This is a genomic window from Arthrobacter sp. Leaf337 (genome assembly GCF_001423745.1).
Classification (GTDB): Bacteria; Actinomycetota; Actinomycetes; order Actinomycetales; family Micrococcaceae; genus Arthrobacter.
In genome coordinates this window covers 115228-136250 of record NZ_LMPC01000004.1, presented here as the reverse complement: position 1 = coordinate 136250, position 21023 = coordinate 115228, and the positions used below count along the sequence as shown (strand labels likewise).

20 protein-coding genes are annotated in these 21023 nt (G+C 67.1%); 14 read left to right on the top strand and 6 right to left on the bottom strand.

Translation table 11 applies throughout. The features are described from left to right. Positions 1-37 precede the first annotated feature (37 nt). Positions 38-706, bottom strand: a complete 669-nt coding sequence (locus tag ASF98_RS05390; RefSeq protein WP_326949349.1) for an SACE_7040 family transcriptional regulator — start codon at positions 704-706, stop codon at positions 38-40. Positions 707-862: 156 nt separating this feature from the next. Between ASF98_RS05390 and ASF98_RS05385 the strand changes: the two genes are divergently transcribed. From ASF98_RS05385 to ASF98_RS05355, 7 genes are all read left to right on the top strand, one after another. After that, a complete protein-coding gene (locus ASF98_RS05385) occupies positions 863-2470 on the top strand; it encodes a carboxyl transferase domain-containing protein (RefSeq protein WP_055798540.1) in 1608 nt (535 codons plus the stop codon). A gap of 5 nt (positions 2471-2475) precedes the next feature. After that, the gene (locus ASF98_RS05380; protein ID WP_055798537.1) at positions 2476-4731 is read left to right on the top strand and encodes an ATP-binding protein; all 2256 of its coding nucleotides are present in this window, start codon (positions 2476-2478) and stop codon (positions 4729-4731) included. 67 nt (positions 4732-4798) lie between these two features. Then, positions 4799-5962 carry an acyl-CoA dehydrogenase family protein gene (locus ASF98_RS05375; protein WP_055798534.1) on the top strand — a complete coding sequence of 388 codons (1164 nt, stop codon included), beginning with the start codon at positions 4799-4801 and terminating at the stop codon, positions 5960-5962. A gap of 59 nt (positions 5963-6021) precedes the next feature. Further along, positions 6022-6849: a CoA transferase subunit A gene (locus ASF98_RS05370; RefSeq protein WP_055798532.1), complete on the top strand. Its 828-nt coding sequence runs from the start codon at positions 6022-6024 to the stop codon at positions 6847-6849. 2 nt (positions 6850-6851) lie between these two features. Further along, positions 6852-7619 carry a CoA transferase subunit B gene (locus ASF98_RS05365; protein WP_055798529.1) on the top strand — a complete coding sequence of 256 codons (768 nt, stop codon included), beginning with the start codon at positions 6852-6854 and terminating at the stop codon, positions 7617-7619. Continuing rightward, entirely contained in the window at positions 7616-8155 is a 540-nt protein-coding gene (locus tag ASF98_RS05360) for a MaoC family dehydratase (protein ID WP_055798526.1), read from the top strand. Before ASF98_RS05365 ends, ASF98_RS05360 begins: the two co-directional genes overlap by 4 nt. A 2-nt stretch (positions 8156-8157) precedes the next feature. Then, entirely contained in the window at positions 8158-8991 is an 834-nt protein-coding gene (locus ASF98_RS05355) for an HpcH/HpaI aldolase/citrate lyase family protein (protein WP_055798523.1), read from the top strand. Between the two features lie 93 nt (positions 8992-9084). Here ASF98_RS05355 and ASF98_RS05350 read toward each other — a convergent pair whose 3' ends face one another. The 4 genes from ASF98_RS05350 to ASF98_RS05335 form a co-directional block, all read right to left on the bottom strand. Next, positions 9085-9477, bottom strand: a complete 393-nt coding sequence (locus ASF98_RS05350) for a universal stress protein (protein ID WP_055798520.1) — start codon at positions 9475-9477, stop codon at positions 9085-9087. 73 nt (positions 9478-9550) lie between these two features. Then, complete coding sequence (locus ASF98_RS05345) at positions 9551-11089, bottom strand: tripartite tricarboxylate transporter permease (protein WP_055798517.1); 1539 nt, start codon at positions 11087-11089, stop codon at positions 9551-9553. Continuing rightward, positions 11089-11601 (bottom strand): tripartite tricarboxylate transporter TctB family protein, encoded by a 513-nt coding sequence (locus ASF98_RS05340; RefSeq protein ID WP_055798515.1) that lies wholly within the window; start codon positions 11599-11601, stop codon positions 11089-11091. Before ASF98_RS05340 ends, ASF98_RS05345 begins: the two co-directional genes overlap by 1 nt. Further along, entirely contained in the window at positions 11598-12605 is a 1008-nt protein-coding gene (locus ASF98_RS05335) for a Bug family tripartite tricarboxylate transporter substrate binding protein (protein ID WP_028272156.1), read from the bottom strand. The genes ASF98_RS05340 and ASF98_RS05335 overlap by 4 nt, the downstream gene beginning before the upstream one ends. A 267-nt stretch (positions 12606-12872) precedes the next feature. On the opposite strand from ASF98_RS05335, the gene ASF98_RS05330 reads away from it, so the two are divergent. Next, complete coding sequence (locus ASF98_RS05330) at positions 12873-14495, top strand: sensor histidine kinase (protein ID WP_055798512.1); 1623 nt, start codon at positions 12873-12875, stop codon at positions 14493-14495. Beyond that, positions 14492-15178: a response regulator gene (locus tag ASF98_RS05325; RefSeq protein WP_055798509.1), complete on the top strand. Its 687-nt coding sequence runs from the start codon at positions 14492-14494 to the stop codon at positions 15176-15178. Before ASF98_RS05330 ends, ASF98_RS05325 begins: the two co-directional genes overlap by 4 nt. Here ASF98_RS05325 and ASF98_RS05320 read toward each other — a convergent pair. After that, the gene (locus tag ASF98_RS05320) at positions 15170-16636 is read right to left on the bottom strand and encodes a lipase maturation factor family protein (RefSeq protein WP_055798746.1); all 1467 of its coding nucleotides are present in this window, start codon (positions 16634-16636) and stop codon (positions 15170-15172) included. The two genes, ASF98_RS05325 and ASF98_RS05320, sit on opposite strands and share 9 nt — an antisense overlap. A gap of 119 nt (positions 16637-16755) precedes the next feature. On the opposite strand from ASF98_RS05320, the gene dxr reads away from it, so the two are divergent. The 5 genes from dxr (at position 16756) to ASF98_RS05295 (ending at position 20981) form a co-directional block, all read left to right on the top strand. Beyond that, on the top strand, positions 16756-17940 hold the full coding sequence (dxr, locus tag ASF98_RS05315; protein WP_055798506.1) for a 1-deoxy-D-xylulose-5-phosphate reductoisomerase: 1185 nt from the start codon (positions 16756-16758) through the stop codon (positions 17938-17940). Between the two features lie 18 nt (positions 17941-17958). Then, positions 17959-19290, top strand: coding sequence for a M50 family metallopeptidase (locus ASF98_RS05310; RefSeq protein WP_055798494.1), 1332 nt, complete (start codon positions 17959-17961; stop codon positions 19288-19290). 105 nt (positions 19291-19395) lie between these two features. Continuing rightward, complete coding sequence (locus ASF98_RS05305; protein ID WP_055798492.1) at positions 19396-20070, top strand: hypothetical protein; 675 nt, start codon at positions 19396-19398, stop codon at positions 20068-20070. Continuing rightward, positions 20067-20645, top strand: coding sequence for a hypothetical protein (locus ASF98_RS05300; protein WP_055798489.1), 579 nt, complete (start codon positions 20067-20069; stop codon positions 20643-20645). Before ASF98_RS05305 ends, ASF98_RS05300 begins: the two co-directional genes overlap by 4 nt. A 42-nt stretch (positions 20646-20687) precedes the next feature. Next, positions 20688-20981, top strand: coding sequence for a YciI family protein (locus ASF98_RS05295; RefSeq protein WP_055798486.1), 294 nt, complete (start codon positions 20688-20690; stop codon positions 20979-20981). Positions 20982-21023 lie beyond the last annotated feature (42 nt).

Here is a 21023-nt window from a genome sequence, read left to right as displayed (position 1 = left end):
GGAAGCGGCGGCCGGCAGCTTTGATTTTCAGGCAGTCTTAGCTGAGCGGCTGAGGCGTCGCCGCCACCAGCAGGGCGGCGAGGGCCATGCTTTCGAGCAGGGGGCGGGCCGACTTGACCGCGACCCGCCGGCCGTGGCTGCGGACCGAATGCGGCGTCGAGTTGATGAGGCCGAAAGCCGCGTGCGCGCGCATCCGGAGTTCGGCGGTATCTGTGCCCGTGTGCAATGCCTGCAGCACCTCAACCCACAGCTCCACGTAGTTGCGCTGCAGGGTGCGGACCTCAGCCTGGTCGTCGTCGGAGAGATTGCTGAAGTCGCGGTCCTGGACCCGGATGACGTCGGGATTGCTCAGGGCGAAGTCCACGTGGAATTGAACCAGGCGGGCCAGGGCCGCGGCAGGATCACCGGCGTCTGCAACCACCCGGCGGCCGCCGTCCAGCAGTTCCTGGCTCACGCTGAGCAGCAGTGCCCCCAGGACCGCCTGCTTGCCCGCGAAATGGCGGTAGACGGCGGGACCGCTGACGCCTGCCGCGGCGCCCAGGTCCTCCAGCGAAACGCGGTTGAAGCCGTCTACGGCAAAAAGGGTGGCGGCGGAGGACAGCAGCGCCTGCCGCCGGCTTTCCTTGGCCTGGCTGCGCTGGGTTGTCTGGCTGCGTTGGGTCGCCTGGACCCGCTCGCCCGCCGGGCTGCCGGGACCGCGCTCGATGATCGGCACATTTCCTCCTTGGAACTGCAAATCCTAGCAATGCCGGCGGGTGTTGGACATCACAGTTAATAGAGACTAACCTAAATCTCAGTTATGCGGTACTAACCGAATCGCTCAGGACGGCCTCGCCAGGGCGTCCGGGAACGGAAGCAGTCAATGGAGACAATCGCCAGCCTGGTGGACACCGGCAGCGCCGCCTACGCCGCGAACCGCGAGGCCCAGCTGGGGCTGGCCCGCGAGCTGAAGGAACGCCTCGCCACAGCAGCGCTCGGCGGTCCGGAGAAGTCCCGGGAACGCCATGTGGCCCGCGGCAAGCTGCTGCCCCGCGAACGCATCGACCAGCTGCTCGACGACGGCAGCCCCTTCCTTGAGATCGCGCCTCTCGCGGCGAACGGCATGTACAACGACGACTCGCCGGGGGCCGGTGTCATTGCGGGGATCGGACTCGTGCACGGCCGGCAGGTGCTGGTCATCTCCAACGACGCCACGGTCAAAGGCGGCACCTACTATCCGATGACCGTGAAGAAGCACCTCCGGGCGCAGGAAATCGCGCTGGAGAACCGGCTGCCCTGCATCTACCTCGTGGACTCGGGCGGAGCGTTCCTGCCCAAGCAGGATGAGGTCTTCCCCGACAAGGAGCACTTCGGCCGGATCTTCTTCAACCAGGCGAAGATGTCCGCGGCCAAAATCCCGCAGATCGCCGCCGTGATGGGCTCCTGCACGGCCGGCGGCGCCTACGTCCCGGCCATGAGCGACGAAACCGTAATCGTCCGCAACCAGGGCACCATCTTCCTGGGCGGCCCGCCGCTCGTGAAGGCCGCCATCGGCGAAATCGTCACCGCCGAGGAACTCGGCGGCGGCGACGTCCACTCAAAGATCTCCGGCGTCACCGACCATCTGGCCGAGAACGACGAGCACGCCCTCCAGATCGTCCGCGACATCGTCTCCACCCTGCCCCTGCCGGCCGCCCCCTCCTGGGACGTGGACACCGCCGTCGAGCCCGCGGCAGACCCGGAGGAGCTGTACGGTGCCGTTCCCACGGACGTCAACGCCCGGTACGACGTCCGGGAGGTCATTGCCCGGCTCGTGGACGGCAGCCGCTTCCACGAATTCAAGAAGAACTACGGCACCACCCTGGTCACCGGTTTCGCCAAATTGCACGGACACCCGGTGGGTATCGTGGCCAACAACGGCGTGCTGTTCAGCGAGTCCTCGCTCAAGGGAGCCCACTTCATCGAGCTCTGCGACCAGCGCGGCATCCCGCTGATCTTCCTGCAGAACCTCTCGGGCTTTATGGTCGGCAAGGACTACGAGCAGGGCGGCATTGCCAAGAACGGCGCCAAGATGGTCACCGCCGTCGCCACCGCCAGGGTGCCGAAACTGACCGTGGTGATCGGCGGCTCCTTTGGCGCCGGCAACTACTCCATGTGCGGGCGGGCCTACTCGCCGCGGTTCCTCTGGATGTGGCCGGCAAGCCGCATCTCGGTGATGGGCGGCAACCAGGCCTCCAGCGTGCTCGCCACCGTCAAACGGGACCAGTACGAGGCCCGCGGCGAGGAATGGTCAGCCGAGGACGAGGAAGCCTTCAAGGCCCCGATCAAGCAGCAGTACGAGGACCAGGGCAGCCCCTACTACTCCACCGCGCGCCTCTGGGATGACGGCGTCATCGACCCCGCGGACACCCGCACCGTCCTGGGACTGGCGCTTGACGTCGTCTCCCGCACCCCGCTGCCGGAGACCTCCTTCGGCCTTTTCCGGATGTGACAGCCATGACTACTCCAGCAACTCCCCAGCAGCCGGCGCCCGCCGCGAAGCCGCTCTTCGGCACCGTGCTCGTCGCCAACCGCGGCGAGATCGCCTGCCGCGTGATCCGCACCCTGCGCGCGCTCGGCATCCGTTCGGTGGCCGTCTACAGCGACGCCGACGCCGGTGCCCGCCACGTGCGCGAAGCCGACGTCGCCGTGCGGATCGGCCCTGCCGCGGCAGCCGAGAGCTACCTGAAGATTGACGCGATCATCCAGGCGTGCCGCGAGACGGGCGCCGAAGCCGTGCACCCGGGCTACGGCTTCCTCAGCGAGAACGTCGACTTTGCCCGTGCCTTGGAAAAGGCGGGCATTACCTTCATCGGCCCCGGCGTTGAATCCCTCAACGTCATGGGCGACAAGATCCGGTCGAAGAACCACGTCGCCGGCTACAGCGTGCCCGTGGTTCCGGGCATTGCCGAACCCGGCATGACGGACGCGCAGTTGATCGAGGCCGCGGCCGGCGTCGGTTTTCCGCTGCTGATCAAGCCCTCCGCCGGGGGCGGCGGCAAGGGCATGCACATCGTCGAACGCGCCGAGGACCTGGAAGCCACCCTGGCCACCGCCCGCCGGGTGGCGGCGAGCGCCTTCGGCGACGACACCTTGTTCCTTGAGCGACTGGTGCTGACGCCCCGGCACATCGAGGTGCAGGTCCTCGCCGACAACCATGGGAACGTCATCCACCTCGGGGAGCGCGAGTGCTCCCTGCAGCGCCGCCACCAGAAGGTCATCGAGGAAGCCCCGTCCCCGCTGCTGGAGTCCCTCCCCGACGGGGCGGCTATCCGGGCCCGGATCGGCGAGGCTGCCTGCAACGCCGCGCGCAGCGTGAAGTACAGCGGCGCCGGCACTGTGGAATTCCTGGTTTCGGACAACGCCCCGGACGAGTTCTTCTTTATGGAGATGAACACCCGCCTGCAGGTCGAGCACCCGGTCACCGAGATGGTCACCGGCGTGGACCTTGTCGAATGGCAGGTCCGCATCGCCGCCGGCGAGGAACTCACGGTGGCCCAGGCCGACGTCGTGCTTAACGGGCACTCCGTGGAGGCACGCGTCTACGCCGAAATCCCCGAGCGGAACTTCCTGCCGTCAACCGGGACAGTGCTCCAGCTCGACGAAGTTCCGGGCCCAAGGCAGCGTCCCGGCGCCCCCGCCCGCAACGAAGTCGAGACCGCAGGCGGCCGCGTGCGCGTCGATTCGGCTCTGGTTCAGGGCTTGGAGATCTCCTCCAGCTACGACCCCATGATTTCCAAGGTGATCGCCTGGGGCAAAGACCGAACTGCCGCCCTGGACACCCTGGACGGGGCGCTCGCCGGGTACACCGCGCTCGGCATCGACACCAACGTCGAATACCTGCGCCTGCTCATCAACGACGCCGACGTCCGGGCCGGGCGCCTCGACACCGGGCTGATCGAGCGTAAGATGCCGGACTTCAGCTTCCGGCGCGTGGGCGACGCCGAACTTGTTGTCGCCGCCTTGTACGCCCTGGACCAGGCGGACGAACAGCTCCGGAGCGAACCCGTGGCTGGTCCGTGGCGGCGCCGCGACGGCTGGCGAATCGGTGCCGCGGCTCCGCGACGGATCAGCCTGGGAACCTCCGACGGCGGCGTCGCCACCGTGGAGGTGACCCGGCCGGCGGCGGGGGAACCGGCCACTGTGCGCGTGAACGGAGGGCCGCAGCTCACGGCCCTCCTGCAATACTCTGGCCGCCAACTCCCGGTGCTCACCCTCGACGGCGAAGTCGGCAGGTATGAACTTGCCCCCGTTCACACCGGTCCTCCCGCCCAGAGCTGGCTCGAGCCTGATCCCCGCGTCCTCTCGGAACTCTTCCTCGGCAACGAGGGCTGGTCCTGCCGGCTCGAGGTGCTCACCCGCGAGGCCCGGCTGGTCCGGGTGCTGGCCGCGATCGAACGCGAGGAGGGCGCGGCCGACCCGGCGGTGCGCTCGCCGATGCCGGGCACAGTGGTATCGGTCTCCGTCAGCAACGGCGACACCGTGCAGGCCGGCCAGGTCCTGGTCTCGGTGGAGGCGATGAAGATGGAGCACCAGCTCGTGGCGCCGCTCGACGGCACAGTCCACATCAGCGTCAGGTCCGGAGACCTGGTCAAGGCAGACCAGGTCCTTGCCACGGTCCACCCCGCCACCGCGGCCGAACTGCCTACGGCGGAGAACGCAGCCGAAGACGCGGTGGAGGAATCCGTCATCGCCATGGGCGCCGCGGAATAGCACCCCCGCTTCAACACCAAATACATCAAACAGACCCGATCCACAGTTCAGACAAGGAAGTCCCAACATGGCTGATTTTGAGCTCAGCGAGGAATACCAGGACCTCAGCAACACCGTCCGCGAATTCGCCGATGAAGTGGTGGCGCCGGTTTCCGCCAAACACGACGAGGAACACAGCTTCCCCTACGAAGTCGTGAAGCAGATGGCGGACATGGGGCTCTTCGGCCTCCCCTTCCCGGAAGAGTTCGGCGGCATGGGCGGTGACTACTTTGCCCTCGCACTGGCCCTGGAGCAGTTGGGGCGGGTGGACCAGTCCGTGGCCATCACGCTGGAAGCGGGAGTTTCACTGGGCGCCATGCCCGTGTACCGTTTCGGCACTGATGCCCAGAAGGAGGAATGGCTGCCGTCACTGGCGTCGGGCCAGGCGCTCGCCGGCTTCGGCCTGACGGAACCCGAAGCCGGGTCCGACGCGGGCGGAACCAAGACCACGGCCCGGCTCGAAGGCGGTGAGTGGATCATCAACGGCAACAAGGAGTTCATCACCAACTCCGGCACGGACATCACCAAGCTGGTCACCGTGACAGCTGTCACCGCAAAGCAGGAGCGCGCGGACGGCAGCATCAAGAAGGAAATCTCCACCATCCTGGTGCCCACCAGCACGCCCGGCTTCAAAGCGGAGAAGGCGTACAACAAGGTGGGCTGGAATGCCTCCGATACCCACCCGCTTACGCTCAAGGACGTCCATGTGCCCGAGGCGAACCTCCTCGGCGAGCAGGGCCGCGGCTACGCCAACTTCCTGTCCATCCTGGACGAGGGCCGCATCGCCATCGCCGCCCTGGCCACGGGAGCTGCCCAGGGCTGCGTGGACCTGTCGGTGAAATACGCGAAGGAACGCAGCGCGTTCGGGCAGAACATCGGTAAGTACCAGGCCATCGCCTTCAAGATCGCCCGCATGGAAGCACGGGCCCACACGGCACGCCTGGCCTACTACGACGCCGCGGCGAGGATGCTGGCCGGGAAGCCGTTCAAGACGCAGGCGGCCATCGCTAAGATGGTCGCAGGCGAGGCAGCCATGGACAACGCGCGGGACGCCACCCAGGTGTTCGGCGGCTATGGCTTCATCAACGAATTCACCGTGGCGCGCCACTACCGCGACTCCAAGATCCTTGAGGTCGGCGAGGGCACCACGGAGGTCCAGCTGATGCTGATCGCCCGCGAACTCGGCCTCTAGCTTCCCGCCAGGGAGCAGCGCAGGGAGCAAAACAGGGAGCAGACCAGGAAGGATCGACGATGATTGACAAGGTTGTTGCCAGTGCCGAGGCCGCGGTTGCCGATATCCCCGACGGCGCCTCGCTCGCCGTCGGCGGTTTTGGACTGTGCGGCATCCCGGTTGCCCTGATCGATGCCCTCCACCGGCACGGGACCACGGACCTGGAAACCGTCAGTAACAACTGCGGCGTCGACGACTGGGGGCTGGGCATCCTGCTGAAGGACGGCAGGATCCGCCGCACCGTCAGCTCCTATGTCGGGGAAAACAAGGAGTTCGCCCGCCAGTACCTCTCCGGCGAACTCGAGGTGGTGCTGACCCCGCAGGGAACGCTCGCGGAGAAACTGCGTGCCGGCGGCGCCGGCATCCCGGCGTTCTACACGCCGGCCGGCGTCGGAACCCAGGTGTCCGACGGCGGCCTGCCGCAGAAGTACGACGCCGACGGGAGCATTGCGATCGCCTCCGCGCCCAAGGAAGTCCGCACCTTCAACGGCGCCGACTATGTGCTGGAGGAGTCGCTCACCCCGGATTTCGGACTCGTCCACGCCTGGAAGGGCGACCGGCACGGAAACCTCGTGTTCCACGCCACGGCCATGAACTTCAACCCGCTGTGCGCCATGGCCGGGCGGATCACCATCGCCGAAGTTGAGGAACTGGTGGAGCCGGGTGACCTGGATCCGGAGCACGTCCACGTTCCCGGCATCTTCGTCCAGCGGGTTGTCCTTGCACCGCAGGGCGAGAAGCGGATCGAAAAGCGGACCGTCGCAGTGTCCGCCAGTGCCCCCGGCACACCCGGCGCCCCCGGCGCCCCCGGCACACCAAAACAGGCAGCAGAGCAGGCAGGAGCATAGCCGTGGAATCGATCAACACGCCGGGCGCCCCGCCCCGCCCCGAAGCCGTCCGCCACGAATACCGGCCGCCCGCCGTCGGACATCCCGAGGGCACCAGCCCCGAAACGAAAGGCTGGACCCGCAACGAGCTCGCCGCCCGGGTGGCCCGCGAACTCCACAACGGGCAGTACGTCAATCTCGGCATCGGGATGCCCACGCTGATCCCCAACTACATTCCGGCGGGCATTGAAGTGGTCCTGCATTCGGAAAACGGCATCCTGGGCGTGGGGCCGTACCCCGCGGAGGACCAAGTGGACCCGGACCTGATCAACGCCGGCAAGGAAACCGTCACCGTGAACAAGGGGGCCGCCTTCTTCGACTCCGCAACCTCATTCGGCATGATCCGCGGCGGCCACGTGGATGTTGCCGTGCTCGGTGCCATGGAAGTGGCGCAGAACGGCGACCTGGCCAACTGGATGATTCCAGGCAAGATGGTCAAGGGCATGGGCGGCGCCATGGACCTGGTGTTCGGGGCCAAGCGGGTGATCGTGATGATGGAGCATGTGGACCGCAGCGGCAAGCCCAAGATCGTCCAGCAGTGCACCCTGCCGCTGACCGGCAAGGGGTGCGTGGACCGGATCATCACCGACCTCGCCGTGATCGACGTCGTCACCGAAGGCGGCTCCTCCCGCCTTGTGCTGCGCGAACTGGCCCCCAACGTGACAGCCGAGGAAGTCGCCGCGGCCACGGGGGCGGAACTCTTCGAAGAGGACCAGGAACTGACCGTATGACCAGTGCTGACGAGGTTTCGACGGGCTCAACCACCGCCGGCCCACGCGTCGTCGAACAGCGGGGCCTCTACTTCGAGGAGCTGGAGGAAGGAGTGGTCTACGCCCACCGCCCGGGCCGGACGGTGACCGAGACGGACAACGTCATCTTCACCACGATGACCATGAACACCCAGGCCCTGCACCTTGACGCCGCCTGGAGCGCCGGGCAGCCGTTCGGGCAGCGGCTGATGAACTCGATGTTTACCCTTGCCACCGTGGTGGGGCAGTCCGTCCCGCAACTGACCCAGGGAACCATCATTGCGCAGCTGGGACTGACTGATGTGTCGTTCCCTCATCCGCTGTACCACGGCGACACCCTGTACACGGAGACGGTCATTACCGGTAAGCGCCTGTCCTCGTCGCGTCCGGGGCAGGGAATCGTGACCATGCAGCACACCGGCCGGAACCAGGACGGCGTGGTGGTGGCGCTGGCCTCGCGCAGCTGCCTGATGTGGACGCGCGAGGCGCATGAAGCCGCCGAAAAGAGGACAATCTAAGCATGACTTTCCTGATGGGGCCCGCCCTGCTCTTCTGCCCTGCCGACCGTCCCGAGCGCTACCAAAAGGCCGCAGAGCGTTCCGACGCCGTGATCGTGGACCTGGAAGACGCCGTCGCCCCTGCCGACAAGCAGCGCGCCCGCGGCGCCATCCTCGCCCAGCTCGGTGCCACCGGCGACGTTCCGGAGCTGGATCCCAGCCGGACGATCATCCGGATCAACCCGGCCGGGACGGAGGAGTTCGAGAAGGACCTGCACTGCCTCAAGCACACCCCGTACCGGCATGTGATGCTCGCCAAGGCCGAAAACGCCGGCCAGCTCAAGGCGCTGGAGGGCTACAGCGTGATTGCGCTGTGCGAGACGGCCGCCGGAATCCTCAACGCCGCCGCCATCGCCGCTGAACCCAACGTGGTGGGCCTGATGTGGGGTGCCGAGGACCTGCTCGCATCGCTGGGCGGGACCTCCAGCAGGAACGACGACGGCGGGTACCGGGCAGTGGCGCTGCACGCCAGGTCCGCCGTGCTGCTCGCGGCGGGGGCCTTCGGCAAGGAGGCCATCGATGCGGTGTACGTCAACATTCCGGACCTTGACGGGCTGGCAGCCGAGTCCCGCGACGCCGTCGCCTCGGGATTCGGTTCCAAGGCCTGCATCCACCCCAGCCAGGTGGCCGTCGTCCGGGGAGCGTACGCACCCGCGGAGTCGGACGTTGCCGCGGCCAAAGAGCTCCTGAACGCTGCCGCGGCTGCCGGCACCGGCGTATTCCAGTTCAACGGAAAGATGATCGACGGCCCCATCCTGAAGCACGCGGAATCAACCCTGCGGCGGGCCGGCCGGTAGGAACGCCCTGCGAAGCGAAAGCCACAGGCCGGGAGTCGCTGGACTCCCGGCCTGTGGCTTTTCCCGGTGTGGCTTCCCGATCAGGCAGCAGTGCTAACCGGCCTTCACCGCCAGCACCGGGCAGTCCGCCTCGAGCAGTATCCGTTGGGACGTGCTGCCCAGGATCAGCTTGCCCACCGGGGTGCGGCGGCGCAGCCCGATCACAATCAGCTCGGCATTGTGCTCCTCCGCGGCGTCCAGTACCTCCGCGGCCGCATCATGGCCACGGACCGGCTGCTTGATCACGTGGTCAATGCCCTGCGTCGCGAGCCGGTCCTCGATGCTCTGGATCTCAGGTTCCTGTGCGTACCGGTTATCCACCAGCGCATCACCCTTGGAGGAGTTGATGACCAGCAGCCTGCTGTTGCTCTTCCGCGCCTCGGCGATGGCCTGGGCGAGCGCCGCTTCGCCCTCAGGTGTCGGGACGTATCCCACCACGATCGTCATGGTTGCTCCTTGTTTCTGCTGAATGGTTTCTGCTGATTGCGGGTAGGGGGTCGGCAAAATGCCCGGCGGCTGTTCAGTCGCTGTAGTCGGCTGCGCCGGAATTGGCGGGAAGCAGCGAGCTGCGCCCCGGGCGGGCCTTGCGCCAGAGCCGCATCAGCAGCGGCCAGAGGAGGATGACCGCCACGATGACGTAGATCCCGACGGCGATCGGCTCGCTCCACAGCCCGGCCGGATTGCCGGCGCTGAGCTGGAGGGTCTTGCGGAGCTGCCCTTCGAGGCGCGGGCCCAGGATCACGCCCAGGATCAGCGGCAGCACGGGGAGTCCGAAGCGCCTCATCATGAAGCCCAGCGCACCAAGCACCAGCAGGATGACGAGGTCGAACGCCTGCAGGTTCACCGAGTAGGCGCCCAGCGTGGCGAAGAACAGGATCCCGGCGTAGAGGTACGGCCGCGGGAGCTGCAGGAGCTTCGCCCACAGCGGCGCCAGCGGAAGGTTGATGATCAGAAGCAGCAGGTTGCCGATGAAGAGGCTGGCAATCAGTGCCCAGACCAGCGGTCCCTGGCTCGCGAACAGCTGCGGACCGGGCTGGATGCCGTAGGACGTGAACGCTGCCAGCATGACGGCGGCAGTCGCGTTGGTGGGCAGGCCCAGCGCCAGCATGGGGGTCAGTGTGCCCGCAGCCGCGGCGTTGTTGGCTGCTTCCGGCCCGGCAACACCTTCGATGGCGCCGTGGCCGAACTCCTCGGGGTGCTTGGAGAGCCTCTTCTCCGTGACGTAGGAGAGGAACGTGGGGATCTCGGCGCCGCCCGCGGGGAGTGCCCCGAACGGGAAGCCGAATGCTGTGCCGCGGAGCCAGGGCTTCCAGGACCGCTTCCAGTCCTGCTTGCCCATCCACGGGCGTCCCACCGGAATGACGTGCAGGGGAGTGCGGCGCAGGTGCGCGGCCACCCACAGGGCTTCACCGACGGCGAAGATGGCCACGGCCACCACCACGATGTCCAGGCCGTCTGCCAAAAGCGGCATCCCGAAGGTGAGGCGTTGCTGGCCGGTGACCGAATCCATGCCCACCAGGCCGATCGCCAGGCCCAGGCCCAGGGCCGCGAATCCGCGCAACCGGGAGGAACCCAGCACGGCCGTGACGGCCAGCAGGGCGAGCACCATGATCGCGAAGTAGCTGGGTGAGCCCAGGCTGACGGCGAACTGGACCACGATCGGCGCGCAGACGGCGAGCAGCGTTGTACCGATGGTGCCGGCAACAAAGGAACCGATGGCGGCGGTGGCCAAAGCCTGGGCTGCCCTGCCGGCCTTTGCCATCTTGTTGCCTTCGATGGCGGTGACCACCGACGAAGACTCACCGGGAGTGTTGAGCAGGATGGAGGTGGTGGAACCGCCGTACATGCCGCCGTAGTAGATGCCGGCGAACATGATGAAGGCGCTGGTGGGCTCCAAGGCGTACGTGACCGGGAGCAGCAGGGCCACGGTCATCGCCGGGCCAAGGCCCGGGAGGACGCCGACGGCAGTGCCGAGGACCACGCCGATGACGGCGTAGAGGAAATTCATGGGGGTCAGCGCGGTGGCGAAACCATCCATGAGGGAGGAGAAGACGTCCATTAGAGAATCCCTTCCAGCAGGCCTGCAGGCAGTGCGATGCCGAGGCCCAGGAAAAAGCCGTAGAAGGTCAGGATGGACATGGCCAGGGAGATGAGGCCGTCACGGACGTAGTGCCGTCCGCCGAGGGCCCACACGCTGCCCCAGAACAGCACGGTTCCGGAGATAACCCAGCCGGCCCAGTCGATCAGCAGGATGTTCGCGACGAAGGCGCCCACCAGGGGGAGTATCGTCTTCCAGTCCGCGGGGTGCGCCAGGTCAACGTCCTCGCCGCCTTCCGCCTCGCCCTTGCCGCCGCGCAGCACATTCACTGCAAGGAGCACGGCGCAGACGATGAGCAGGCCGGCCACGATGAAGGGGACCGTCTTGGGACCCACAGGGTCCGACTTGGAATAGGGCGTCGCCAGGCCGTTGGCGTCGAGGAAGACCATGACCCCGGCCGCCCCGAGCAGGAGGGCAACCCCCAGCTCGGAGCGGCCTTTGAGCCGTGAGGCCACCGTTGGTGAAGAGCTCACGCCAGGCCAAGCTTCGTGAGGACGTCCGCCACCCGCTTGTCCTGCTCCGTCAGGAAGGTCTTGAATTCGTCACCGGTGACAAAGGCGTCGGTCCAGCTGTGCGTCTTCAGCGTCTCCTTCCAGGCCTCGGTGCCGTGCATCTTCTCGAGGGCTGCGATGAGGGTTGCTTTGTCGGCGTCGCTGATTCCCGGAGGGGCAACGATGCCGCGCCAGTTGGTGAACACCAGGTCGATGTTGGATTCCTTCAGGGTGGGGGCATCAACGCCGTCCAGCCGCTCCGCGCCGCTGGTGGCCAGCACGCGGACTTCGCCCGATTCAATCTGCTTGAGGTACTCACCGGCGCCGGAGGCCGCAAAGCCGAGCTTGTTGCCGAGGATGGCCGGGAGAAGGTCTCCGCCGCCGTCGTAGGAAACAAAGTTGACCTTGGTCGCGTCGATTCCCACTGCTCCCGCGAGCTGCATCGGCAGCAGGTGGTCGGGGCCGCCGGGGGAGGAGCCGCCGCCGACGGCGATGGAGCCGGGATCGGCCTTCCATGCCTTCACGAGGTCGTCGATGGTCTTGTACGGCGAGTCCTTGCTGACCATGATGGCGCCGGGCTCTTCAATGAGCTTGGCCAGCGGAGTGGTGTCCGTCAGCTTGGATGCGGACTTGTTGGTGTAGCTGGCGCCCACCACACCCAGGCCCATCAGCATGGTGAGGTCGCCGTTGCCCTTTTCGTTGACCACGCGGGCCAGGCCCACGGTTCCGCCGGCGCCGGCGAGGTTGAAGACTTCGGTGTTGGTGGCGATCTTCTCGTCGTCGAGAACCTTCGCGGCAGCACGGGCGGTGGTGTCGTAGCCGCCGCCAGGCGTGTTGGGGACGAGGATCTGCAGCCCGGTGACGGGGCCGGCGGCAGCGCTGGAGCTGCCGCTCGTCGAACTCTTGCCGGTGGCACCGCAACCGGTGGCCATCAGGGCGATGCCGGCGGCGACGGCGGCAATGCGCAATGCGCGGATCTGGCGCATGGTGTTCCTCTTCTCAGTAAAGTTCTTGGCCAAGCTGGTCAGCAAAACTGACTGTGCATCTGATGCTAGGTGCGGAAGTGAGCGGCATCACTCTTGTGTAAGCAGAGAAAGTTAAGTTCATTTCGTTCACGTTTCCGGCACTCAACCGGAGCTCCGGCCGGTCTCACGGAGGCGCGGGCCCGGCGTCCGCCCGGCAGGGTGCGTTGGGGTATAGTTCCGGTACCCCACCCACCAGAGGAAAGAACCACAGTGACTCGACGAAGAGGAATGTCCCTCGCCGGGCAATATCTGGGCCTCCAGCTGCTGATTGTCCTGGCCGTCCTCGTCGCCGTCGTCGCCATCTCCCTCGCCCAGTCCGCGGCCGCGTTTGAAAGGATCGAGGGGCGCCGCGCACTGTCCGCCGCTGAAGCGCTGGGCAGCAATCCCGCCGTCAGGGCTTTGCTTCCCTCGGCCGAACCGCGCGGCAGTGCGGCGCTGTCCGCCGTCGCCGAATCCGTCCGCACGGTCTCCGGGTCCGCGCAGGTGGCGCTCGCCCGGACGGACCGCACCGTCGTGGCGTCGTCGGACCCCGGACTTCTCGGCCGCCCGCTGGAACTTGGCCCGAGCAGGGTGATGGAAGGCCGTGCCTGGACGGGCGTGGTGGGCGGAACAGCCACCCCGGTCCTTTCGGCCCACGTGCCGGTCCTTGACGATTCCGGGAAAATGATCGGCATCGCGTCCATCAGCCGGAACTACCCGTCCACGTGGGAGCGGCTGGGGGATGCGGTGCCAAACCTGCTGACCTACCTGGGAGTGGCCAGCGTCCTGGGGGTTGCCGGCTCCCTGTTGCTGGCCCGCAGGGTCAAGCGGCAGACCCTTGGCATGGAGCCCAGCGAAATCTCCGGCCTGGTGGAGAACCGCGAGGCGATGCTGCACGGACTGAAGGAGGGAGTGGTGGCGCTGGACCTCCACGGACGGATCACCGTGGCCAACGACAGCGCCCGGGCGCTGCTGGGCCTGCCGGCGGACTGCGTGGGCAAGGACCTTGCCGGCCTGCCCGTTGAACCTGCGCTCAAGGACGTGCTGACGGGTGAGCAGCCCGGGCAGGACCAGATGGTGCTGGTGGGTGAACGCCTGGTGGTGCTCAACCGGGTGCCCATCCGGTCCAAGGGCCGCGTGATGGGTTCGGTCGCCACCTTGCGCGACCGGACGGAGCTGTCATCCCTGGAACGCGAGCTCGGGGCAACGCGTACTGCGACGGACACGCTCCGGGCGCAGGCCCATGAGTTCGCCAACCAGCTGCACGTTATCTCGGGCCTGATCCAGATCGGCGAGTACGATTCCGTGGTGCAGTTCGTCAACGGCGTCACTGTGGACCGGACACGCCTCAACGACGACGTGACCAGCCGCATCCAGGACCCGGCGCTCGCCGCCCTGCTGATCGCCAAATCCAGCCTCGCTGCTGAGCGTGGTGTGCCATTGCAGCTGGATCCCGGTTCGGTGCTGGCGCCGGTGGGCGATGAGCTCTCCCGGGACCTGACCACCGTGGTGGGGAACCTCGTGGACAACGCGCTCGACGCCGTCACAGGAGTCACCGAGGGGTCCGTCCGGGTCCGCGTTGAGGACACTCCCGAGGAAGTGGTGGTGACAGTCCGGGACACCGGCCCCGGCATTGACGGGGCAGCGGCCGATGAGATCTTCCGGCAGGGGTTCAGCACCAAGAAGCCCGGCCCTGCCGGCGGCCGGGGCTTTGGCCTGGCGCTCTCGCGCGTAGTCTGCCGGCGGAGCGGCGGCGAACTTACGGTCGCCAACGACGGCGGGGCCGTCTTCACCGCGAGGCTGAAGCGGGCGCCGCTGACGCGGACGCCTTTAAAAGGGATGCCGGCTAAGGGAAAGGTGACCCGGCCATGATCAACGTCCTGATCGTCGACGACGACTTTATGGTGGCCAAAGTCCACGCCGGGTTCATCCAGCGCACGCCGGGATTCGCCGTCGTCGGAGTTGCGCACACCGGAGCCCAGGCCATGGCGGAGACCGCCCGGCTGCAGCCCGACCTTGTCCTCCTGGATATCCACCTGCCCGACATCAACGGCCTGGACCTCATGGCCAGGCTGCGGGAAGCGGCGCCTGAACTGGACGTGCTGGTGATCAGCGCGGCCCGCGAGGTGGAGACCGTCCGCCGCGCCCTGCGCGGCGGCATTGTCCACTACCTGATCAAACCGTTTTCGCAGGCGGACCTGCAGGAACGGCTGGAGCACTACCGCAGCGCTTACCAGGGACTGGACCTGTCCAAGGACGTGGCCGAGCAATCGGACGTCAACCGGGTCTTCGGGCTGGAAAGCGCGGAACGCGCCGAACGGACGGAACCGCGCCTCCCCAAGGGCTGCAGCCCGGAAACCCTCAGCCGTGTGGTCGCGGTGCTGGAGTCCGCCGGGGCGGACTTTTCGGCTGCCGAAGTCGCGGACCTGCTGGGCACATCCCGGGTCAGCGCCCGCCGGTATCTCGAATACCTCCACGACGAGGCTCGGGTCGAGGTCCGCCTCAAATACGGCGCGGGCCGTCCCGAGCGCCGTTACGGACTCAAGTCACCGTGACCCCGGCGGGAGGGACAGTGGCGGAATGGCCTCGTAGAGCAGGGTCCTGATCCACCGCTGGCCCGTCTCGCGGTGTTCCGCCCGGCTCGCGAAGCGGTACAGGTAGCTGTGGACGCGCACCCAACGGGGGCGGGCGCCGTCGAACGGGTCCTTGCGCAGCAGCCGCAGGACAGCTCCGTCGGCTTCGAGCAGCTTCGCCAGGAAGGCGTAGAACCACTCCTCATGGACGGTGCGCAGGGGCAGGAACCACATGAGCCAGTCCAGCCGGAGGTGGTACGGAGCCCACTGGCGCGGCAGCCGGCGGACGTCGCCGGGCTTCCCGCGGAAACCGTACTCGCGCCAGTCCGCGTCGTCGTCGGGCTGGTCGTCTAGCGTGCCTTCCACCACAATCTCGATCCGCAGTTTGGTCACCGTGCCGAATGCCCCGTAGGTGTTGACCAGCTGCCAGCGGTTGAAGCTGGCGTTCATCAGCTGCCGGTGCTGGAGGAGGTTCCGGGCCGGCCAGTAGCTGAGTACCAGCAGGAGCACCGTTACGGCGAGCACAACGGCGAGCCACCACACAGGGGTCCGCGCACCGCCGTCGGCGGCACCGTAGGTGTGCCAGTCCAGCGGGATGACGGGGAGCACCGCGTGGGCAACCGGATCGCTCACTGCGGCGAAGGCCAGCAGGATTGCCATCCAGTTCAACCAGGCGAAGTTTCCGCTCGCCACGAGCCACAGCTGGGTGAAGATGACGATGCCCGCGGCGATGCCGGCCAGCGGTTTCGGGGCGAACAGGAAGAACGGAACCACCAATTGCGCGAAGTGGTTGCCCAGGACTTCCATCCGGTGCACAGGCTTGGGGAGGAGGTGCGCCTGCCGGCTCAACGGACCCGGCATCGGCTGGGTCTCGTGGTGGTAATACAGGGCGGTCAGGTCGCGCCACTCGCTGCCTCCGCGGATCTTGATCATGCCGGCGCCGAACTCGAGCCGGAACAGCAGCCACACCAGCAGGATCAGGATGGTCCGGGGCGGCGGCGTCTGGTCCGAGCCAAGGAAGGCCACCGTGAAGCCGGCCTCCAGGAGCAGCATCTCCCATCCGAAACCGTAAAAAGTCTGGCCCACGTTGACGATCGACATGTACAGCAGCCACAGTGCCAGGAAGGCGATCATCGGCAGCCAGGGCGGTCCCAGCTGCGGAAGCCCCAGAATGAGCGTGGCCGAAACGGCCATGCCGCACCAGCAGACAAGGCGAAGCAAGCGGTCCGAGTAGCGCCACAGGAACAGGCTGGGCCGGCGCCGGCGCCGGAAGCTGTCCAGGTAGTCGGGGACCGGGAGCAGGCCGCGTTCACCGAGCAGTGCCGGGAACTGGTTGCGGCAGGAGAGGAACGCCACAAAGAAGATCGCCGCGACGCCGCGCTGCAGCACCTGCCGGGCAAACTCATACTCCGGCGCGTCGAACCATGCGGCCCACTCCACGATGTTCACGTTACGCCTGCGGCGCACGGCGTCAATGTCCCCGGGTACCTGCCCGCCGGCGCATGCCACCGGCAGGTCCCGCCGGCGGGCGGGACCCATACGTGCGGGATACTTAACGGATGCAGCCACGCAGAATCGTTCTCCTCGGATCCACCGGTTCCATCGGCACCCAGGCGATTGACGTCGTCGACGGCGCCCCGCACCTTTTCGAGGTTGTGGCACTAAGCGCCGGCGGCGGGAACCTGGACCTCCTTGCCCGCCAGGCCGTCCACACGAAGGCCAGGGCCGTGGGTACGGCCAGCGGCGATGCGGCCGCCTTGCAGGAACTGATTGACGACGCCGCCCGCGCGGCCGGCGTTACCGGCTACCGGCCGGAGATCATCACCGGCCCGGACGCCTCCACCAGGATTGCGGAGATCGAGGCGGACGTGGTGCTCAACGGCATCACAGGCTCGATCGGCCTGGCGCCAACCCTGGCGGCCCTGAAATCCGGTGCCACGCTGGCGCTCGCCAACAAGGAGTCGCTGATCGTCGGTGGCGCCCTCGTGAAGGCTGCCGCACGGGAAGGCCAGATCGTCCCGGTCGATTCCGAGCATTCGGCGATCGCGCAGTGCCTGCGGTCCGGGACAGCCGACGAGGTGGACCGGCTCATCCTGACCGCCTCCGGCGGACCCTTCCGCGGCAGGACCCGCGAGGAACTCCACAGCGTCTCGCCGCAGGATGCCCTCGCGCACCCCACCTGGGACATGGGCCTGATGGTCACCACCAACTCCGCCAGCCTGGTGAACAAGGGCCTTGAAGTGATCGAGGCGCACCTGCTGTTCGATATCCCGCTGGACCGCATCGACGTGGTGGTGCACCCGCAGTCCGTGGTCCATTCCATGGTGCAGTTCGTGGACGGCTCCATCATCGCCCAGGCCTCGCCGCCGGACATGCGCCTGCCCATCGCCCTTGGACTGGGCTGGCCGGACCGGGTCCCGAAGGCGGCCGCGCCGTGCGACTGGACCCAGGCAACCAGCTGGACGTTCGAACCGCTGGACACAGAGGCGTTCCCCGCTGTTGGCCTGGCCAAGGACGCCGCCAAACAGGGGAGCACCTACCCTGCCGTGTTCAACGCCGCCAACGAAGAGGCCGTGATGGCGTTCCACTCCGGCCGGATCCGGTTTACCGACATTGTGGATACCATCGAAGCGGTGCTCAGCGAACACCCAGGATCCTCCGGGCTGACAGTTGAGTCCGTACTGGATGCTGAAGCGTGGGCACGAGCGCGCACCCACGAACGTTTAGCAGTGAGCAGTCTCTAGGAAGCAGCAGATCTCAGCATGAGTCCCGTCATTCTCTTTATCCTCGGTGTCGTCTTTGTGGCGATCGGCATCGCAGTCTCCATCGCGCTGCACGAGGTGGGCCACCTCGTTCCGGCCAAGCTGTTCAAGGTGCGGGTCACCAAGTACATGATCGGCTTCGGCCCCACCCTGTGGTCCAAGCGCAAGGGGGAGACCGAGTACGGCATCAAGGCGATCCCGCTGGGCGGCTACGTGTCCATGATCGGCATGTATCCGCCGAACAGGGACGACGGCACGGTGCGTCCCTCCAGCACCGGCATGTTCCAGACCCTTGCCACCGAAGCGCGTTCCATGGCCCACGAGGAAGTGGGGCCCGGCGATGAGAAGCGGGTTTTCTACCGGCTGCCGGTGTGGAAGAAGGTCATCGTGATGCTCGGCGGCCCTGCCATGAACCTGCTGATCGGCGTGGCGCTGACGGCCGTGCTGTTGATGGGCTTTGGGATCAGCACCCCCACCACCACCATCGCGGACGTCTCCAAATGCCAGGTCAAGGCCGGGGAAACCGTGGATCCGGATTCCGCCGACTGCAAGCTCACTCCCGCAGCTGCGGCGCAGCTCAAGCCCAACGACACCATTACCTCGTTCGACGGCAAGGCGGTGACCAGCTGGGAGGAACTCACCGGGTGGATCCGCGCCTCCGCGGGACGGGAAGTCAGCATCACGGTGGTACGCGACGGTTCGCCCGTCACCGCTACCGTGACCCCGGTGCTCTCGGCGCGGCCGGTCGTCGGCGCGGACGGGCGGCAGGCCACTGATTCGAACGGGACCCTGCAGTACCAGGAAGTCGGTTTCCTGGGGATCGGTGCCCAGACCGCCCTGGTGGCCCAGCCGGCGTCGTCCGTGCTGCCCATGGCGGGGGAAAACATCCAGCAGGTGGCCGGCGTCGTCCTGAATCTCCCCGCACGGGTGGTGGGCGTCGCCAAGGCGGCCTTCAGCGAAGAACCCCGCGATCCCAACGGGCCCATCAGCGTTGTTGGTGTTGGCCGCGTGGCCGGTGAAGTTGCCGCCATGGAGCAGGTGCCGTTGCAGTCCAGGCTGGCCGCCCTGGTGGGATTGCTGGCCGGACTGAACTTCGCGCTCGCGGTCTTCAACCTGGTCCCGCTGCTGCCGCTGGACGGCGGCCACGTTGCCGGCGCCCTGTATGAGGGAGCCCGACGGCGGCTGGCCAAGCTGTTCGGCCGGCCGGACCCCGGAGCGTTCGATATCGCCAAGCTCCTGCCCGTGACGTACGTAGTGGCTGCGCTGCTGATGGGTATGAGTGTCCTCCTGATCTACGCGGACATCGTCAAGCCCGTCAACCTGTTTGGCTAATCAGCTCATTCAGACTTGGATTCGGTAATCACCTCTTTTTGACTGATATTTATAAATCAGCCGAAAATGATTGATGTTTGGAAATCAGTCGATTATGTTTGCGGTATGTACGTACTCACCATCGACCAGCGCGGGAGCACCGGGGACAGGGACCGAGTGCCCGGCCTGCTGGCCGAGCTACACCGGAAGTCCACCGCCGGCCGGTTCGAACGCTCCGTCGGCGACGAAGTCCAGGGTGTGGTGGAAAAGCCTGCTGAAGTGGTGGACATCGCCCTTCATTGCCTGCGTAGCGGCCAGTGGTACGTGGGAATCGGAGTGGGTGCTGTTGACCTCCCGTTGCCGGCCAGTCCGCGGGAAGGATCCGGTGCGGCGTTCGTCGCTGCGCGGCTGGCAGTGGAAAGAGCCAAGTCCGCCGCCGCCCATGTGCCGTTGTCCGTGGTTCCCGGAGGACTGCGCCGCGGCGGTGCGGCGCCACCGGAGGCCGGAACCGGCATCAGAGCCTGCGCGAACGCCGAAGCGGTCCTCCGCCTGATTGGCCGGCTGGTGCAGGACCGCACGGAGGCCCAGTGGAAAGTGGTGGACACCCTCCGCGGACTGCAGCAGGACGCGTCAGCCAGGCACGGCAGCCAGAAGCTCGCGGCAGCGAAACTCGGAATCACGGAGCAGTCGGTGAGCCGCGCCGTCCTGAGGTCCGGCTGGCAGGAAGAATGGGCGGCGAGGCCCGCCGCAGAGATGCTCCTGGCGGTGGCCCATGACGCAGTGCTGGAAGGAAACAGGTGAACGCTCTCTGGATTACCCTCGCCCTGCTGACGGCTGGGTTCGCCGGGTGGCCTGTCACCGCGCTGGTGTTCCGGTTAGCCCGGACCATCGACGACAAGGCCGACGCGGCCAAGGCGGCCGCAGACCGCGCCGCCCGGGACCGTGCCGCCGACGAAGCTGCCAATGACCCCGCCGCCGATGTCACGGTGGACCGGGCAGCCGCGGACCGTGCATCGGCGGACCGTGAACCAGTGGACCGGGCAGGCGTCGACGGCGAGATCACCGTTGCCGCCGACGTAGCCGAAGGCGGGGCCGGAAAGGTGCCCGCAGGGGCGGCCGCTCCGCCGGCACCAACCACGCGGATCCTGCGCGGCGGAGCCATCATCGGCGTCCTGGAACGGCTGGCTGTGTGCCTGGCCATCCTGACGGGGCAGCCCGTGGCGATCGCCTACGTGGTGGCCATCAAGGGCCTGGGGCGCTTCGCGGAACTGAAGGAGACCCCTGTTGCCGCCGAGAGGTTCATCATCGGAACGTTGTCATCCATGCTGTGGGCCGCCGGAGTCGCCGCCCTCGCCAAGATCCTCTTCCTGAGCTAAACCGGATACGTACTCCGGCGGGCAGGGCGATAGGGTATCCGTATGACTGTTTTTGCTGTTGAGTACGTATACGCCGCCGAGTCCACCGAAGCACGGAACGCCGCCCGTCCGGCACACCGGGAATGGACCGCCGCCCTTGCCGGTGAAGGCGCACTCCTGGCCAGCGGGCCTTACGGCGATGGAGCCGGTGCCCTGCTGATCTTCAAGGCCGCCGACGAAAACGCGCTGAACGGGATCCTCAAGCAGGATCCTTTCGCTGTGGCCCAGGTCATCGCGGGCACGCGCACCACCGAATGGAACCCGGTGACCGGCCTCCTGGCCGAGCACGCTGCCTAGCCCGCCGGAACCACCCACCATCGATACCTCGACCTAAATAGG

Coding starts and splice junctions, on each gene's coding strand:
- ASF98_RS05325 (WP_055798509.1), top strand. CDS start 14,492: ATGATCAACGTCCTGATCGTCGACGACGACTTTATGGTGGCCAAAGTC.
- ASF98_RS05305 (WP_055798492.1), top strand. CDS start 19,396: ATGTACGTACTCACCATCGACCAGCGCGGGAGCACCGGGGACAGGGAC.
- ASF98_RS05330 (WP_055798512.1), top strand. CDS start 12,873: ATGTCCCTCGCCGGGCAATATCTGGGCCTCCAGCTGCTGATTGTCCTG.
- ASF98_RS05385 (WP_055798540.1), top strand. CDS start 863: ATGGAGACAATCGCCAGCCTGGTGGACACCGGCAGCGCCGCCTACGCC.
- ASF98_RS05370 (WP_055798532.1), top strand. CDS start 6,022: ATGATTGACAAGGTTGTTGCCAGTGCCGAGGCCGCGGTTGCCGATATC.
- ASF98_RS05295 (WP_055798486.1), top strand. CDS start 20,688: ATGACTGTTTTTGCTGTTGAGTACGTATACGCCGCCGAGTCCACCGAA.
- ASF98_RS05360 (WP_055798526.1), top strand. CDS start 7,616: ATGACCAGTGCTGACGAGGTTTCGACGGGCTCAACCACCGCCGGCCCA.
- ASF98_RS05350 (WP_055798520.1), bottom strand. CDS start 9,477: ATGACGATCGTGGTGGGATACGTCCCGACACCTGAGGGCGAAGCGGCG.
- ASF98_RS05310 (WP_055798494.1), top strand. CDS start 17,959: ATGAGTCCCGTCATTCTCTTTATCCTCGGTGTCGTCTTTGTGGCGATC.
- ASF98_RS05375 (WP_055798534.1), top strand. CDS start 4,799: ATGGCTGATTTTGAGCTCAGCGAGGAATACCAGGACCTCAGCAACACC.
- ASF98_RS05355 (WP_055798523.1), top strand. CDS start 8,158: ATGACTTTCCTGATGGGGCCCGCCCTGCTCTTCTGCCCTGCCGACCGT.
- ASF98_RS05345 (WP_055798517.1), bottom strand. CDS start 11,089: ATGGACGTCTTCTCCTCCCTCATGGATGGTTTCGCCACCGCGCTGACC.
- ASF98_RS05335 (WP_028272156.1), bottom strand. CDS start 12,605: ATGCGCCAGATCCGCGCATTGCGCATTGCCGCCGTCGCCGCCGGCATC.
- ASF98_RS05380 (WP_055798537.1), top strand. CDS start 2,476: ATGACTACTCCAGCAACTCCCCAGCAGCCGGCGCCCGCCGCGAAGCCG.
- dxr (WP_055798506.1), top strand. CDS start 16,756: ATGCAGCCACGCAGAATCGTTCTCCTCGGATCCACCGGTTCCATCGGC.